The sequence below is a fragment of the Qingshengfaniella alkalisoli genome, from assembly GCF_007855645.1.
GTDB lineage: Bacteria > Pseudomonadota > Alphaproteobacteria > Rhodobacterales > Rhodobacteraceae > Qingshengfaniella > Qingshengfaniella alkalisoli.
Genome location: NZ_CP042261.1, coordinates 1,031,715 through 1,047,112 on the forward strand (window position 1 = coordinate 1,031,715; position 15,398 = coordinate 1,047,112).

A 15,398-nucleotide genomic window follows, 5' to 3' on the forward strand; every position below is an offset into this window, starting at 1 on the left:
AGCCTTAGGCTTTCTTACGACGACGCGTAGCGCCCAGAGCACCCAGACCGGCAATCAGCGCCCAGCCAGCAGCTGGTAGAGGGACTGCTGCTGTGATGCCCGCTACGCCGAACGAGTCGTTGCCGAAAGGCGCATCTTCATTGCAGTTGAATATGAAGTAGCACGTATCCCATTCCCCGACGGCCTCGATCGTGAAGCTGCGGGCAAGAAGACCACCAAGCTCAAGCGGGTTGCCGTCTGACAAGGTGAAATCGCCGGCGATCAGAGGCGAGCCATCAATATACACCTTGTAATCGTCGTTGTCGTCCATTTCCGAGAACAGGATGCTGTTCAGCAGGATGTCGCGGCTGAACGAGAACGTTAGCGCCTCACTGCTGAAGATAGGCTTGCCATCCACAAGCTCCGGATCGGTATCCGGGTTGCCATTCACGCCATAGCCGAATCCGCTTTGCGTGACAGAACCACCCCAGTTGAAAATACCATCAACCGCAGAACTGACAGTCATCGTGCCCCATGAATAGTTCACAACATGGGAACCACCATGATCAAGGCTGACGGGTGACGCAAAATCCAACACCGCAGCAGATCCCATGCCAGCCGCACAAGACAATGCCGCCGCCATGCCAAAAGTTTTAAAATTCATAATATCACTCTCCTAACCTAACGGAACGACATACCGAAAATATACTCACGCTCCGCCAACACGCACTTGTTACCATATCATGATGAGTGGAGGTAGAAGAAATTAACTAACGGTTAACTTTGACAATTGCGACAACTCAACCCGAGCCAAGTATTCGCAAAACATAGTTCTTCGTTTCGGTATAAGGCGGCACGCCGCGATATTGCTCGACCGCTTTGGGGCCAGCATTATATGCCGCCAGGGCCAGCCGCCAGGAGCGGAACTTGTCGTACTGCCGACGCAGATACTTTGCGCCGCCGTCCAGATTCTGCTGCGGATCATGTGCGTTTACCCCAAGCAACCGCGCAGTTTGAGGCATCAACTGCGCCAACCCGATCGCCCCTTTATGAGACACGGCTTTCGGGTTCCAGTTGCTTTCGGTTTGTACCAGCCGCACGAAAATCTGCTCGGGGATACCGTGCTTGCGCGCGGCCTGCTGTGCCATTGGCAGGTAAGTGCCACGATACTCGACCATGGGAAGCGCGCCGAGATTCACCTCGCCCAGCAACTCTGACTTGGGACGCAGGCGTTCGGAATGCTCGTATTGCACCGCCCCGCGACTATCGAGAAAATCCGTTTGCGACTTGAACAACGTAGTCCGAGCCTTGCTTGAAACCGTTGCCTGTTGCGCTGCCACGCCCGTCGAGATGCACAACCCCGCGACCGCCGTAAGAAATGTTACAGCTTGTCTCACCGAAATGTCCCCGTTCCAGTTTGCTTGGACCATAACGAATTTTTTGCGCCTCATCCAGCCTGTCGGTGGCGATCCGCTTTTGAGCCGCGCGCATTTGTTCTACTGTGTCCGTCAACGCCTAGATTCGGGAGAGATGACGCATGGCAGGTTCGGTGAACAAAGTGATTCTGGTTGGCAATCTGGGACGTGATCCAGAGGTGCGCACATTCCAGAACGGCGGCAAGGTCGTAAACCTGCGCGTCGCGACATCTGAACGCTGGCGCGACCGTAACACGGGCGAGAACCGCGAACGCACGGAATGGCATTCGGTTGCGATCTTCTCGGAGCCGCTGGCCAAGATTGCGGAACAATATCTGCGCAAGGGGTCCAAGGTTTACCTCGAAGGCCAGCTCGAAACGCGCAAATGGCAGGATCAAAGCGGTCAGGACCGGTATTCCACCGAAGTCGTGCTGCGCCCCTATAAAGGCGAGTTGACGATGCTTGACGGTCGCGGAGACGGCGGCAACAACTATCCGACCGACCAATCATCTGGCGGTGGCTATGGCGCAGCGCCATCGGGATCCAGCAACGACGCTCCGTCGAACCAGTTCGACGATGACGAGATCCCGTTCTAAGCTTCTGCAACACATGCTTTGAACAGACTATGGAACCTCTATCGACGCCATGACCAACGGTTTCAGGCTGTCGGTAGAGGTTTCGGGATTATTGCTCCAACCGCTTTTCGTACCGCATTCTTAGCCTAGAGGATCTCACCTGATCCCGGCTTGGGCTGAAGATGCTGCGTGCGGCGCGGCAGTATGAAAAGGAGACTTTTCTGGATCCGCTTGGGGAACCAGATGGGGGAATCTGAATACCCTCATCCTTGAATTTCACAGGGAAAACAGTCCTGTCTGGTGCGGTCGAGAAGACTCGAACTTCCACGGGAGTTACCCCACAGCGACCTCAACGCTGCGCGTCTACCAATTCCGCCACGACCGCACGTGCCAGACAGTGCGCGGGGTGTAGCGAAACGCGCAGAGGATGTGAAGAGCAAAATTTCACCTTCCGTAGCGTAGCAGCCAATCTTTCGAGATGGGTGGGAAAAGCATGCGCGGCGGACTATCTGAACGTCGAAGCTATCTGGAAGTCATCGCCATGCCGAACCCCGAATGGATCCACTCCGATGAATTGGTCCCCTATGACCTTGCCGTAAGCGAGATGGAGGCGCGTGTTGCGCGAATCAGGGATAGCGCGGCTGGCGAAGCAATCTGGCTGCTTGAACATCCAGCCCTTTACACGGCTGGCACAAGTGCCAATCCTGCTGACCTGAAAGACCCCGACCGCTTTCCCGTCCATGAAACCCGCAGGGGCGGACAATACACCTATCACGGACCGGGACAGAGAATCGCCTACGCGATGCTCGACCTGAATGATCGTGGCCGTGACGTGCGAAAATTCGTGCATGATGTCGAAGACTGGGTCATTGCGACACTGGACGAATTCAATGTCAAAGGCGAACGTCGTGAAGGTCGTGTCGGTGTCTGGGTCACGCGACCGGACAAGCCCCGCAATCCTGACGGTAGTCTGCGAGAAGAAAAGATCGCGGCCATCGGCCTGAAGGTCCGCAAATGGGTCAGCTTTCACGGGCTATCGATCAACGTCGATCCGGATCTATCCCATTTCGACGGAATCGTCCCCTGCGGAATCAGCGAACATGGTGTAACCAGCCTGGTCGATCTGGGTCTGCCGGTGACGTTGGAAGATGTTGACATAGCCTTGAAACGTAGCTTCACGCGCATATTCGGCTAGCTGTCGGTCCCGGATCGGGCAATGACACAACATCTTCGCGCATTGCGTGCAAATCGTCGCATCGTGAAACATTGCGCCGCAAGACGGGACGTTCTAATAACGTCGCAATTCTAGCAAGCCGGGTAACACCGGCCAGCACATCTCGTCTTGGAGGATAGCATGGCCGACGCAGCCATTCATGGGCACGGGGAAGAGGACCAGCGCGGCTTCTTTACCCGCTGGTTCATGTCAACGAACCATAAAGATATCGGTATCCTGTATCTCTTCACCGCAGCGATTGTGGGCTTCATCTCTGTTGCCTTCACGGTCTACATGCGGATGGAACTGATGCATCCCGGTGTCCAGTTCATGTGTTTGGAAGGCGCGCGCTTCCTGCCCTCTGCGGAAGAATGTACGCCTAACGGCCATCTGTGGAACGTGATGATCACCTATCACGGCGTCCTGATGATGTTCTTCGTCGTCATCCCCGCCCTGTTCGGCGGATTTGGCAACTATTTCATGCCACTGCAAATCGGCGCGCCGGATATGGCGTTTCCGCGCATGAACAACCTGTCCTACTGGCTATATGTCGCCGGCGTGGCCTTGGGTGTCGCGTCGCTTCTGACACCAGGGGGAGACGGGCAACTTGGTTCCGGCGTAGGTTGGGTTCTCTATCCACCGCTCTCGACGAACGAACCCGGCATGTCCATGGACCTTGCGATTTTCGCGGTCCACGTTTCGGGAGCCTCTTCGATCCTCGGCGCGATCAACATGATCACAACATTCCTGAACATGCGCGCGCCGGGCATGACGCTGTTCAAGGTTCCGTTGTTTGCCTGGTCGATTTTCGTCACAGCCTGGCTGATCCTTCTCGCCCTGCCCGTTCTGGCTGGCGCGATCACCATGCTTCTGACGGACCGTAACTTCGGCACGACTTTCTTTCAGCCTTCCGGTGGCGGTGATCCAGTGCTTTACCAGCATATTCTGTGGTTCTTCGGCCACCCGGAAGTGTACATCATCATCCTGCCGGGATTCGGCATCATCAGCCACGTGATCGCGACCTTCAGCCGCAAGCCGATCTTCGGTTACCTGCCGATGGTTTGGGCACTGATCGCGATTGGTGTTCTGGGCTTCGTCGTATGGGCGCACCACATGTACACGGTGGGCATGTCTCTGACCCAGCAGAGCTACTTCATGCTGGCGACGATGGTCATCGCGGTTCCGACCGGCGTGAAGATCTTCAGCTGGATCGCGACGATGTGGGGCGGTTCGGTCGAGTTCAAGGCACCTATGCTCTGGGCGTTCGGCTTCCTGTTCCTGTTCACCGTTGGCGGTGTGACCGGTATCGTTCTGTCGCAGGCTGGCGTCGACCGCGCCTATCACGACACCTATTACGTAGTTGCGCACTTCCACTACGTGATGTCGCTGGGTGCCGTGTTCTGCATCTTCGCCGGCATTTACTTCTACATGGGTAAGATGTCGGGCCGCCACTACCCTGAGTTCTGGGCCAAAGTGCATTTCTGGATGATGTTCGTCGGTGCGAACCTGACCTTCTTCCCGCAGCACTTCCTGGGCCGTCAGGGCATGCCGCGCCGTTACATCGACTACCCCGAGGCATTTGCCCAATGGAACCTCGTGTCCTCACTTGGTGCGTTCCTGTCCTTTGCGTCCTTCCTGCTGTTCTTCGGCATTGTCTACTGGACGTTGCGCCACGGTGCGCGCGTGACCGAGAACAACTACTGGAACGAATACGCCGACACGCTGGAATGGACACTGCCCTGCCCGCCGCCGGAGCACACCTTCGAGACGCTCCCCAAGCAGGAAGACTGGGACAAGGGCCACGCCCACTAAGATGCCCGTCGAATGGGTCATAGACCAGATAAAGGCCCCGGATCAGTCCGGGGCTTTTTCATATGCGTCCGGCGCCGCGCCATTTTGCGAGATTCGTCTGTGGCCGAACCGGTCGCTTCCTGCACGCGGGTTCGTTTTCTTTATTGCCGCAACCGCCGTGATGCTGGCGCTTCCGCTGATCGCGGTCCTTGGTAGCCCGGTCTGGTGGGGACTGCTTCCCTTTATACTGGGCACTCTGGCCCTGACATGGTTTCTGCTGCGAAAATCCTATCGCGACGGCGCGATGGAAGAACGCCTGAAGCTATGGTCTGATCGGATAGAAGTCACTCGCATCGAACCGAACCAACCCGAAACAAGCTGGTCGGCTAATCCGTACTGGCTTCGGTTGGCACTACATCCCAACGCAGGGCCGGTCGAAAACTACATCACCTTGCGCGGCGAGGATCGGGAAATCGAGCTTGGCGCATTCCTGTCGCCGGACGAACGGACCGATCTGTATAATGCACTCGAAAGCCGGCTGATTGCGGTTCAGGCTCGGAAATAGAAAGGCCGGGCGAATGGCCCAGCCTGACACTTTTGGCATAATCGCGCAGTTCAACCCAAGCGCTGTCGAACTTCCGGCCCCACCTTCGCAAAGTCCATCTGCCCGGCATACTTGGTCTTCAGCGCGCCCATGACTTTTCCCATATCACGGATCGAACTGGCTCCGATTTCCGCAATCGCACTGTCGATAGCCTTGGTGCGTTCCTTCTCGTTCAACTGGCGCGGCAGGAAGCCTTCCAGAATGGTGATTTCCGCGCGTTCCTGTTCCGCCAACTCCAGACGTCCGCCTTCTTCGTAGGCGCGGGCGCTTTCCTGACGCTGTTTCACCATCTTGGACAGAATCGCGATGATCTCGGAATCGTCCAATCCCGTCGCCTCACCCTCTTCGCCACTGCGTTTCGCAATTTCCATGTCCTTGATCGCCGCGTTAATCAAACGCAGCGTGGAAAGGCGTTTGGTGTCCTTTTCCTTCATGGCGGTCTTCAGATCCGCCGATATACGCTGTCTTAAACCCATAGGTCATTTTCCCCAACCATTTGATGCTCTAGATAGGCCTATGTCATCTTTCTGACAAGGAAGGTGTCAGGGCCGCTTGAATAAGGTCAACGCGGGCTTGACCCCGATGTTCCGCACACTTAGGTTCACGCCGATTTTCGATCAGGAGTCGCCCCCATGTCCGCTACACAACAGCACACCGCCTGTCTGGCCCTTGCCGACGGGACGCTTTTCTTCGGTCGCGGTTTCGGTGCAGAGGGCGAAGTCACCGCCGAGCTCTGTTTCAACACCGCGATGACCGGCTATCAGGAAATCATGACAGATCCGTCTTATGCCGGGCAGGTCGTTACCTTCACCTTTCCGCATGTCGGCAATGTCGGCATCAACCCTGAGGACGATGAATCCGCCGAACCCATCGCGGACGGCATGGTCGTGAAGTGGGACCCGACGGAGCCGTCGAACTGGCGCTCTGCCGAGACCCTGTCCGACTGGCTCGCCAAGCGCGGCAAGATCGCCATCGGTGGCTTGGACACGCGCCGGCTGACCCGCGCCATTCGCCAGCAAGGCGCACCGCATGTGGCGTTAGCACACAGCCCGGACGGAAACTTCGATATCGAAGCGCTGGTTGAAAAGGCACGGGCGTTTCAAGGCCTTGTCGGGCTTGACCTTGCCAAAGAGGTCAGCTGCACCCAGTCTTACCGCTGGAACGAAACCCGCTGGGCTTGGCCGGATGGCTTCGGCACCAAGCCCGAAGGCGGCCCGCGTGTCGTTGCCATCGACTACGGCGCAAAACGCAACATCCTCCGCTGCCTTTCTACGGCCGGTTGCGATGTGACCGTGCTTCCAGCAACTGCGACCGCAGAGGACGTCCTGGCCCATGCACCGGACGGTCTGTTCCTGTCCAACGGACCGGGTGATCCCGCCGCCACTGGTGAATATGCCGTGCCCATGATCCGCAAGGTCTTAAAAGACACGGACATCCCTGTTTTCGGTATCTGCCTCGGCCACCAGATGCTTGCGCTCGCGCTTGGCGCCAAGACGATCAAGATGAACCACGGTCACCACGGTGCGAACCATCCGGTCAAGGATGTCGAGACAGGCAAGGTCGAGATCACCTCGATGAACCATGGCTTCACAGTTGACGCGCAAACACTGCCAGAGAACGTCAAGGAAACCCATGTCTCGCTGTTTGACGGATCGAATTGTGGTATTCGCCTGACGGATCGGCCGATATTTTCCGTGCAATATCACCCTGAGGCAAGCCCGGGGCCGCAAGACAGCTACTACCTGTTCGAGCGTTTCCGCGACGCAATGAACTGATTCTGCTCAATTAACCTAGCGTTAACTGGCTCGCGCACAGGGTTCTTCCGAATTATCGGCAACCCTATGTGTAGACATGGCCAACATCGAGCTTTTACAGATTTCGGGCGCCAGCGCGAACACCAATGCTTGGATTACCCGACCGCGGCTCGGTCAGGTTCTTCAAGGGTTGGGCCTTATTACGCAGGACCAGATCAAAACCTGCGTGGCTCGCCAGAGCACGCAGGAGGCGCGATTTGGCGACTTGCTGTGCGAAGAAGCCGGGCTGAATGAAGTTGCCATCATGCGGGCCCTGGAAATCCAGTGGCAGACCAGCGAGGTACAGCTCGACCGGGCGCCGCCGGACAAACGCATGATTGATGTGCTCGGCGTCGAACACTGCCTGCAGCGTGGCTACATCCCGTGGCGGTGTGTCGGTGCGAGAACCGTCATTGCTGCCGTCTTTCCTGATCACGCGGATCAGGATCGCGCGTTACTGGAACAACACTTCGGGCCAATCTCAATCGGCGTAACGACCGGAAAATCCATGCAAGCGGCGCTGGCGGAGTTGTACGGCACCCCGATGCAGAACCGCGCGGCGCTGAAGGTACAGGACAATCTAAGCTGCCGAACCTGGCGCAGCGAACGGTTTCGCCGGATTTTGAAGCTCTCTTTCATCGCCACCGCGATTACCTTCTATTATCATCCCGCAATTGCCTTCATCTTTTTCACCTTCGCGGCCCTGATTGCGCTTTTGGTTCAGAACGGCCTGAAATTCGCAGCCGCGCTGGCGATGACGCGAAGAACTCCATCTCGACCCACCGAGAATGTGGTCCCCATCCATCAGCCGAAGCTGCCCACCGTTTCAATACTGGTCCCCCTGTTCAGGGAATCGCAGATTGCAGGCACCCTGATCAACAACTTGTCCAAGCTTACCTACCCCGCTGCCCTGCTGGATGTCTGCCTCGTCGTCGAGGCCGACGATCAGGTAACGCGAACCGCAATTTCCAAATCTGATCTGCCATCATGGATACGGGTGGTGACCGTCCCCTGTGGGCTTATCCGGACAAAGCCAAAGGCGATGAATTACGCGCTGGAATTCTGTCGTGGCAATATCATCGGGATCTACGACGCCGAGGATTCCCCCCAGCCCGATCAGATCGACAAGGTGGTCGCACAATTCGCGCAGGCTGACCCGGATGTCGCCTGCATCCAAGGCAGGCTTCAGTTTTTCAACGCCCGGGAAAACTGGATGTCCCGATGTTTTGCCATCGACTACGCAAGCTGGTTCGGTATGGTTCTGCCTGGTATTGCCAAGCTCGGACTTGCTGTTCCACTTGGTGGCACAACATTGTTCTTTCGTCGCGAAATCCTGCAGGAGCTTGGCGGATGGGACGCACATAACGTTACGGAAGACGCCGATCTTGGCATCCGACTGGCACGCGCAGGATACCGGACGGAGCTATGCGACACCGCGACCGACGAGGAAGCTAATTGCCGCGCGTGGCCCTGGGTGCGCCAGAGATCCCGCTGGATCAAAGGTTATGCAATGACCTACGCCACCCATATGCGCCGACCGCTTCTGTTGTGGCGTGAACTCGGAGCCAAAGGCTTCATCGGCTTTCAGATCATGTTTCTGGGGTCCATCGCACAGGCGCTGCTGGCACCAATGATCTGGTCATGGTGGCTGCTGCTACTCGGCTTACCTCACCCTGCCAGCACTTTGATATCGCCAGAGATGGTCCGGGCTCTCGGTTTTTCCATGATAGCGGTCGAACTGCTGAACATAACAATTTCAGGTGTAGCGTTATGGCGCACGGGCCAGCGCGGTCTGATCCCCTGGTTACCGACCTTCAACTTCTACAACATGCTGGCGACGATAGCGGCCTGCAAGGCAATGATCGAAATGGCGTATCGGCCGTTCTTCTGGGACAAGACAAGCCACGGCCATTCCGCGGCACTTTCCAAAAAACGAATTGCCGCCTGACTACTCGGCGGCATCCAGATCAACTGAATCCAGTTTCAGGCGTGTCTCGAAAGCGCGTGAAATGTGTTCGCGCAGCGCCTTGCATGCCCCATCGCCGTCATGCGCCTCGATCGCCACAACGATGGCGTCATGTTCAGCCAAGGCGCCCTCGCCGCGCCCTTCGGCCGCGAGTGTCGTCGTCGCCAAAAGCGCCATTGATCGATGTACCAGATCAAGCTGCTGCACCAGATAACGATTGTGCGACGCCAGATGAATTTGCTTGTGAAAGCGTCGGTTCGCACGCGCCATGGCCACAGGATCGCCGATCAGTTGGCGGTCTTCCTCGACCATGTCACGAAGCACCTTGATTTCCTCATCCGCCGCATGGCGGGCGGCAAGACGCGCGGCCAGCCCTTCCAATTCCGCCCGCACGACATACAACTCGGCAAGCTGGTTGTGGTCGAGTTCGGACACGATCAGGCTTCGCCCGTCACGCGTCAGAAGCGATTGCGTCTCAAGTCGTTGCAACGCCTCGCGGATCGGTGTGCGCGACACACCGAAACGTTCCGCCAGCTCCGATTCGACCAGCCGATCACCCGGGCGGTAGACACCCACGTCGATCGCATCCAGGATCAGCGCATATGCGTCCTTTTGCCCGGACTTGTTTATGCTCATTCTCCATCCTCCTGCCGTATCATATCTCTGTCACATGAGCGTTAGCAACCAACCGATTGCACCTGACCTGCCCTGCCAATAGTTTGCATCTCATGCCCAATCGACTTTATGTTCGCAATGCGTGGGTCTTTGATCTCGACAACACGCTTTACCCACCCGAACTGAACCTGTTCTCGCAGGTCAATGCCCTTATGACCGCCTATGTCATGGAAGAACTCGGCCTGCCGAAACCGGAGGCCGACAAACTCCGCCATGACTATTGGCGGCAATACGGGACCACCCTGGCGGGCCTGGTTGCTGAACACGGAATTGACCCGGTACCATATCTGAAAAAGGTGCACGACATAACGCTTGATCACGTCCGTCCCGATCAAGATCTTCGCGCAGCCATCGTCAACCTGCCCGGCCGCAAGATTGTTTACTCAAATGGCTCCGGGCCGTATGTCGAAAGGGTTTTGGCTGCGCGCGGGTTGCTGGGTGTTTTTGACGCGCATTATGGCGTCGAACATGCGGGCTATCACCCAAAGCCAAATCGTGAGGCGTTCGAGACGGTGTTCAACGTGGACGCCTTGCCGCGCGAAACGGCGGTGATGTTCGAAGATGATCCCCGCAATCTGAAGGTGCCGCACGAGATGGGTCTGTCCACGGTGCTGGTCGGGCCGGACATGATGACCGAGGATCACATCGCCTATCAGACCAATGACCTGACCGCTTTTCTGAACGAGGTGACTGACTGAACACATGCGGCAAGATTGCGCATCGCGTTTTGTCCCCTGACCCCCCACATGTCTGTCATCACTGGCAGGAGAACCCGATGGCCGTCACCGACACTCGACACCGTTTCAACCGCCCGACCCGCGTGCTTTTCGCTATCCCCGTGCTTGGCTGGATCTTGCGCGATGTGATGGCCGGCGATGACAGCAACATTTACTACGCGCTTGCGGCGTTCCTTTGCGGCTGGCTCTGCGCAATCATCCTGTTCGGCTATCCGGCAATCATCATTCCCGCGCTGATGCTGGTGCCGACGATGTTCGCGCTTCTCGTCACGATCACATTCGGATAGTTGGAGGGCCATGGCTGGTCTGACTACAGATGTTCTTGTTGCGGGTGCCGGTCCCGCAGGATTGATCGCGAGCGCGGCTTTCACTTCGCTTGGTCTGAAGGTCATCTGTATCGACCCCCAGCCCCCGGCCCTGGCTGCCCCGAACGATCTGCGCAGCACCGCGTTCTTGCAACCTTCCCAAGCATTTCTGGCGTCTATCGGCCTGTGGGACGGTCTTGCACAACATGCCAGCCCCTTGCAGATCATGCGGATCATCGATGCGGGCGGGGTTGAGAACAACATCCGCCGCACCCATGACTTCGACGCCGCCGATATCGGTGACATGCCCTTCGGCTGGAACATCCCGAACCGGCTGATCCGTGAGGTGCTTCTGAAACGCCTGGAAGAAAGCGAGCATTTCGAATTACGCGCGGGGCAATCGGTCACCGCGATTCTGACCCGCACGCGCGAAGCCATCGCAACCACATCCGATGGTGGCCGCATCCGTAGCAAGCTTGTGGTCGCGGCGGATGGGCGCAACTCCTTCATTCGTCAAAGCTGCGGGATTGACTGCCGGACAACGCGTTACGGACAGAAAGCGCTGGCCTTCACCGTCGCGCATCCTGAGCCGCATCAGAACATATCCACCGAAATCCATCGCTCCGGTGGGCCTTTCACCTTGGTCCCCCTGCCCGATCATGATGGTGTGCATTATTCTGCGGTCGTCTGGATGGAACGAACAAAAGTGGCAGATGAACTCGCCGCTCTCCCCGATCGAGAATTCGAAGCCGCCGCGCTTGAACGGTCATGCGGCGTACTGGGCCCTCTCACGCCGAAAGGTGGGCGCGGCGTCTTTCCGATGGTCAGCCAGCATGCGAAGCGTCTTGCATCGGAGCGTGTTGCGTTGATTGCCGAAGCCGCGCATGTCGTGCCACCCATCGGTGCGCAGGGTCTGAACATGAGTCTGGCCGACATAAGCGTCCTCACAGAACTGGCCACCGATACGCTGACTGATCCGGGATCTCACACGATGCTGCGCCGCTATCACGAGGCGCGCTGGCCGGACATTCGCAAACGCATTCTCGGGATTGAGGCACTCAACCGCGCCTCGATGCTCGAAGGGCAGATCCTGCGTGATGCGCGGATGCGGGCGCTCGATGCCATTTACGGGGTCGGCGCGGTGCGTCGCTTGGCGATGCAACAAGGGCTCGGAGCAAAAGGCTAGCCAATCGGGCCCGGAAAAGTCTCTTCGCTCAACAAAACATTTGCTTCCACTTCGCCCACCGATGGCAGCGTCATGATCCGACGGCGAAGGACACGCTCGAAATCAGGCAAGTCACGCGCAACGACGCGAAGGCGGTAATCGAACCGTCCAAGGACGTGATGGACAACCTGCACCTCTGGAATGGCGGTGATCGCGCGCTCAAAGTCCTCGAGGCTGACCCGCCCTCGCGTGGCCAGCTTGATGCCCAGGAACACGGTGACGCCGAATCCCAGCTTGTCATTGTCCAGCACGAGTCGACGGCCCTTGATGATGCCCTGATCCTCCAGCCGCTTGATGCGCCGCCATGTCGCCGGTTGGCTCAGCCCCAACTTACGCCCCAAGGCGCCCGCAGAGACTGTCGCGTCCCGCGAAAGCGTACGCAGGATCGCGCGGTCGGTATCGTCCAGATCAATCACAGCGGCAGGCTTTCGCTCGATTTGATGCTCGCAATCTGCATCAGGGCTTCGAGGTCGGCGATGTGCGGCAAGGTCAGAATCCGTTCCCGGTAGATTTCCTGATAATGCCCCATATCCCGCGCGATGACGGACAGGCGCAAATCGACGCGGCCAAGGAAGGTTTGGATTTCGACCACCTCCGGAATGTCACGCGCCTTGGCCATGACAATGTCGAAAGCGTTCTGCACCGTCTTGTCCAGCGAGATGCGCAGCGATACCTCGACGCCATAGCCAAGCGCGCGCCAGTCAATGACCGCGGTCTGCCCCTTGATGACACCGGATTCCTGCAAACGTTCCAACCGACGCCAGCAGGTCGCCCGCGCCATTCCTGCGCGTTCGGCCAGTTCCGTCGCCGACTGGGTCGGGTCAGCCTGATACTGGCGCAGGAGTCGCCTGTCTTGATCATCGATCTGCATGAACGTTTCATAATTTGCCTGATGAAGAATGAAAAGTTCAATATTTTAGGCTAGAACGTGATCTTCCTGCACATCATAAGCAGGATTTTGTAGATGTTGCGCCCATAAGACGTGAAAGGAAAGAAAAATGCGCGTTTATTATGATCGCGACTGCGACATCAACCTGATCAAGGACAAGAAGGTCGCCATTCTAGGCTATGGCTCTCAGGGCCACGCACATGCGCTGAACCTGCGCGACAGCGGTGCCAAGAACCTCGTCGTCGCGTTGCGCGAAGGCTCGCCTTCCGCCAAGAAAGCCGAAGGCGAAGGCCTGACGGTCATGGGAATCGCGGAAGCCGCCGCATGGTGCGACCTGATGATGTTCACAATGCCCGATGAACTGCAGGCGGAAACCTACAAGAAATACGTCCATGACAATCTGAAAGAAGGTGCCGCGATTGCCTTCGCTCACGGTCTGAACGTGCATTTCGGCCTGATCGAACCCAAGCCCGGCGTTGACGTCATCATGATGGCGCCCAAAGGCCCCGGCCACACCGTGCGCGGCGAATACGTCAAGGGCGGCGGCGTTCCCTGCCTTGTTGCAGTCGACAACGACGCCTCCGGCAAGGCGCTGGAAATCGGCCTGTCATATTGCTCCGCCATCGGCGGAGGTCGTTCGGGAATCATCGAAACCAACTTCCGCGAAGAATGCGAAACCGATCTCTTCGGCGAACAGGCAGTTCTCTGCGGCGGTCTGGTCGAGCTGATCCGCATGGGCTTCGAGACGTTGGTCGAAGCTGGCTACGCGCCGGAGATGGCCTATTTCGAGTGCCTGCACGAAGTGAAGCTGATCGTGGACCTGATCTACGAAGGCGGCATCGCGAACATGAACTACTCCATCTCGAACACGGCCGAGTATGGTGAATACGTGTCCGGCCCGCGCATCCTGCCTTACGACGAAACGAAAGCCCGGATGAAAGCGGTTCTGGATGACATCCAGAAGGGCAAATTCGTGCGTGACTTCATGACGGAGAACGCCGTGGGGCAGCCGTTCTTCAAAGGCACGCGCCGTCTGAACGACGAACACCAGATCGAACAGGTCGGTGAAAAGCTGCGTTCCATGATGCCGTGGATCTCCGCCGGCAAAATGGTCGACAAAGAAAAGAACTGACCCCTCTCGGGCGGCATCACACCTCGGTGCCGCCCGTTTCCGTCACAAGGATCGACACAGGGAAATGATCGCTGAAGCCGGTCGGATCGACATTGCTGGCGGCATTTCCTCTGGGCAAGCCGAAACGACGTGGCCCGTTCCCTGCCCTGTGATCCACCATCTCCGGTAAGGCTTCGACGCGCGCTGAGCCGTTCACAGCCTTGAAAGCCGTATTCCCATTGTCCAGCAATGGGCCCGAGGCAAGGATCTGGTCGAATACATTCCCATCCGCGCCATAGTACAGCGTTCCGTGCAACCGTCGGGGATCGCCCCGATGGTCGATGGCTTCAAAGCTCAGATACTCCCATGCGAAGTTGTAGAATTTCGCCGATCTCGCACGTACCACATCGCCGCGTTCCCGTTCGGCATTGGCGTTGATCATCAAGGAATCGTTCCACGGATCGTCATTGAAGTCCCCGATCGCCAAGATCGAGGCATCGGCCCCCACGATCTCGCGAATGCGTTCATGCCAGTAACCGACCGTTTCACCCGCGGTCGCGCGAAAACCCGCGCTTTCCATGGTTCCTCCGCTGCGCGAGGGCCAGTGATTGCACATGATCACCAGATCATTGCCCAACAACGACCTGAATGTCGCCTGCAGCACATCGCGAGTACCCGTCCGACGCACAACGAAATGGTTGAAAATCAGGTCCGGATCGACGGAATAAGCCGCGATGTCATACAGGAACGCCGTATCTATCCCGCGTTGGTCATGACTGTTGTCGGCGTGGACCAGCCCGTATTGACGCCCCGTCAGTTCGCTTGCACGCGCAGCTAGGTCGGTCAGAACGAAACGATCCTCCGCTTCGCAAACGCCCAGAATGTCGGGGCCTGCACCGTTGTTCATCTTGGAAATGATGTGCGCGAGTTGTCCGAGTTTCGTCCGGTACAGATTTTCCGTCCAACCGCGCAGGTCGCTGGCTACGACGGTTCGGATCCAGTCGATACGAGGCGGATGGTTCTCCGGCCCGAACAAATTTTCGAGATTCCAGAACGCGACGCAATGAGTGGGCATCGGGACCTCCATCAGTCTTCCTGACGCAGGTCCGTGCGGATGCGC

General features: G+C 57.7%; 17 protein-coding genes and 1 tRNA gene. 10 read left to right on the forward strand and 8 right to left on the reverse strand.

Translation table 11 applies throughout. The features are described 5' to 3' along the window. Positions 1 to 4: 4 nt before the first annotated feature. Positions 5 to 643: a VPLPA-CTERM sorting domain-containing protein gene (locus FPZ52_RS05285; protein WP_146364394.1), complete on the reverse strand. Its 639-nt coding sequence runs from the start codon at positions 641 to 643 to the stop codon at positions 5 to 7. Between the two features lie 136 nt (positions 644 to 779). Next, positions 780 to 1,376 (reverse strand): lytic transglycosylase domain-containing protein, encoded by a 597-nt coding sequence (locus FPZ52_RS05290; RefSeq protein ID WP_420851703.1) that lies wholly within the window; start codon positions 1,374 to 1,376, stop codon positions 780 to 782. Positions 1,377 to 1,516: 140 nt separating this feature from the next. Here FPZ52_RS05290 and ssb point away from each other — a divergent pair, with 140 nt between their 5' ends. Then, the gene (gene ssb, locus FPZ52_RS05295; RefSeq protein WP_146364398.1) at positions 1,517 to 1,990 is read left to right on the forward strand and encodes a single-stranded DNA-binding protein; all 474 of its coding nucleotides are present in this window, start codon (positions 1,517 to 1,519) and stop codon (positions 1,988 to 1,990) included. Positions 1,991 to 2,267: 277 nt separating this feature from the next. Here the strand turns inward: ssb and FPZ52_RS05300 are convergent. Further along, positions 2,268 to 2,354: transfer RNA gene (locus tag FPZ52_RS05300), tRNA-Leu, on the reverse strand. A 108-nt stretch (positions 2,355 to 2,462) separates the two neighbouring features. Between FPZ52_RS05300 and lipB the strand changes: the two genes are divergently transcribed. The 3 genes from lipB (at position 2,463) to FPZ52_RS05315 (ending at position 5,538) form a co-directional block, all read left to right on the forward strand. After that, positions 2,463 to 3,164 carry a lipoyl(octanoyl) transferase LipB gene (lipB, locus tag FPZ52_RS05305; RefSeq protein WP_420851704.1) on the forward strand — a complete coding sequence of 234 codons (702 nt, stop codon included), beginning with the start codon at positions 2,463 to 2,465 and terminating at the stop codon, positions 3,162 to 3,164. A gap of 159 nt (positions 3,165 to 3,323) precedes the next feature. Then, complete coding sequence (gene ctaD, locus FPZ52_RS05310; RefSeq protein WP_146364400.1) at positions 3,324 to 4,994, forward strand: cytochrome c oxidase subunit I; 1,671 nt, start codon at positions 3,324 to 3,326, stop codon at positions 4,992 to 4,994. A 1-nt stretch (position 4,995) separates the two neighbouring features. Beyond that, positions 4,996 to 5,538, forward strand: coding sequence for a DUF2244 domain-containing protein (locus tag FPZ52_RS05315; RefSeq protein WP_146364402.1), 543 nt, complete (start codon positions 4,996 to 4,998; stop codon positions 5,536 to 5,538). A gap of 50 nt (positions 5,539 to 5,588) precedes the next feature. Here the strand turns inward: FPZ52_RS05315 and FPZ52_RS05320 are convergent, their stop codons facing one another. Next, a complete protein-coding gene (locus FPZ52_RS05320) occupies positions 5,589 to 6,053 on the reverse strand; it encodes a GatB/YqeY domain-containing protein (protein WP_146364404.1) in 465 nt (154 codons plus the stop codon). A gap of 156 nt (positions 6,054 to 6,209) precedes the next feature. On the opposite strand from FPZ52_RS05320, the gene carA reads away from it, so the two are divergent. Then, the gene (gene carA, locus FPZ52_RS05325) at positions 6,210 to 7,352 is read left to right on the forward strand and encodes a glutamine-hydrolyzing carbamoyl-phosphate synthase small subunit (RefSeq protein WP_146364406.1); all 1,143 of its coding nucleotides are present in this window, start codon (positions 6,210 to 6,212) and stop codon (positions 7,350 to 7,352) included. 76 nt (positions 7,353 to 7,428) lie between these two features. Continuing rightward, entirely contained in the window at positions 7,429 to 9,318 is a 1,890-nt protein-coding gene (locus tag FPZ52_RS05330) for a glycosyltransferase (protein WP_146364408.1), read from the forward strand. On the opposite strand, the gene FPZ52_RS05335 is transcribed toward FPZ52_RS05330, so the two are convergent. Then, complete coding sequence (locus FPZ52_RS05335; RefSeq protein WP_146364410.1) at positions 9,319 to 9,972, reverse strand: GntR family transcriptional regulator; 654 nt, start codon at positions 9,970 to 9,972, stop codon at positions 9,319 to 9,321. It lies immediately after the preceding gene. A 92-nt stretch (positions 9,973 to 10,064) separates the two neighbouring features. Here FPZ52_RS05335 and FPZ52_RS05340 point away from each other — a divergent pair, with 92 nt between their 5' ends. From FPZ52_RS05340 to FPZ52_RS05350, 3 genes are all read left to right on the forward strand, one after another. Next, entirely contained in the window at positions 10,065 to 10,709 is a 645-nt protein-coding gene (locus FPZ52_RS05340; RefSeq protein WP_146364412.1) for a pyrimidine 5'-nucleotidase, read from the forward strand. A 77-nt stretch (positions 10,710 to 10,786) separates the two neighbouring features. Continuing rightward, positions 10,787 to 11,035: a hypothetical protein gene (locus FPZ52_RS05345; RefSeq protein ID WP_146364414.1), complete on the forward strand. Its 249-nt coding sequence runs from the start codon at positions 10,787 to 10,789 to the stop codon at positions 11,033 to 11,035. A gap of 10 nt (positions 11,036 to 11,045) precedes the next feature. Beyond that, positions 11,046 to 12,239: an FAD-dependent monooxygenase gene (locus FPZ52_RS05350; protein WP_146364416.1), complete on the forward strand. Its 1,194-nt coding sequence runs from the start codon at positions 11,046 to 11,048 to the stop codon at positions 12,237 to 12,239. Here the strand turns inward: FPZ52_RS05350 and FPZ52_RS05355 are convergent. Next, positions 12,236 to 12,694, reverse strand: a complete 459-nt coding sequence (locus FPZ52_RS05355) for an Lrp/AsnC family transcriptional regulator (protein ID WP_146364418.1) — start codon at positions 12,692 to 12,694, stop codon at positions 12,236 to 12,238. The two genes, FPZ52_RS05350 and FPZ52_RS05355, sit on opposite strands and share 4 nt — an antisense overlap. After that, on the reverse strand, positions 12,691 to 13,149 hold the full coding sequence (locus FPZ52_RS05360) for an Lrp/AsnC family transcriptional regulator (RefSeq protein WP_146364420.1): 459 nt from the start codon (positions 13,147 to 13,149) through the stop codon (positions 12,691 to 12,693). The genes FPZ52_RS05355 and FPZ52_RS05360 overlap by 4 nt, the downstream gene beginning before the upstream one ends. Positions 13,150 to 13,276: 127 nt before the next feature. On the opposite strand from FPZ52_RS05360, the gene ilvC reads away from it, so the two are divergent. Beyond that, entirely contained in the window at positions 13,277 to 14,299 is a 1,023-nt protein-coding gene (gene ilvC / locus FPZ52_RS05365; RefSeq protein ID WP_146364422.1) for a ketol-acid reductoisomerase, read from the forward strand. 16 nt (positions 14,300 to 14,315) lie between these two features. Here the strand turns inward: ilvC and FPZ52_RS05370 are convergent, their stop codons facing one another. After that, positions 14,316 to 15,353, reverse strand: coding sequence for an endonuclease/exonuclease/phosphatase family protein (locus tag FPZ52_RS05370; RefSeq protein ID WP_146364424.1), 1,038 nt, complete (start codon positions 15,351 to 15,353; stop codon positions 14,316 to 14,318). Positions 15,354 to 15,398: the final 45 nt, after the last annotated feature.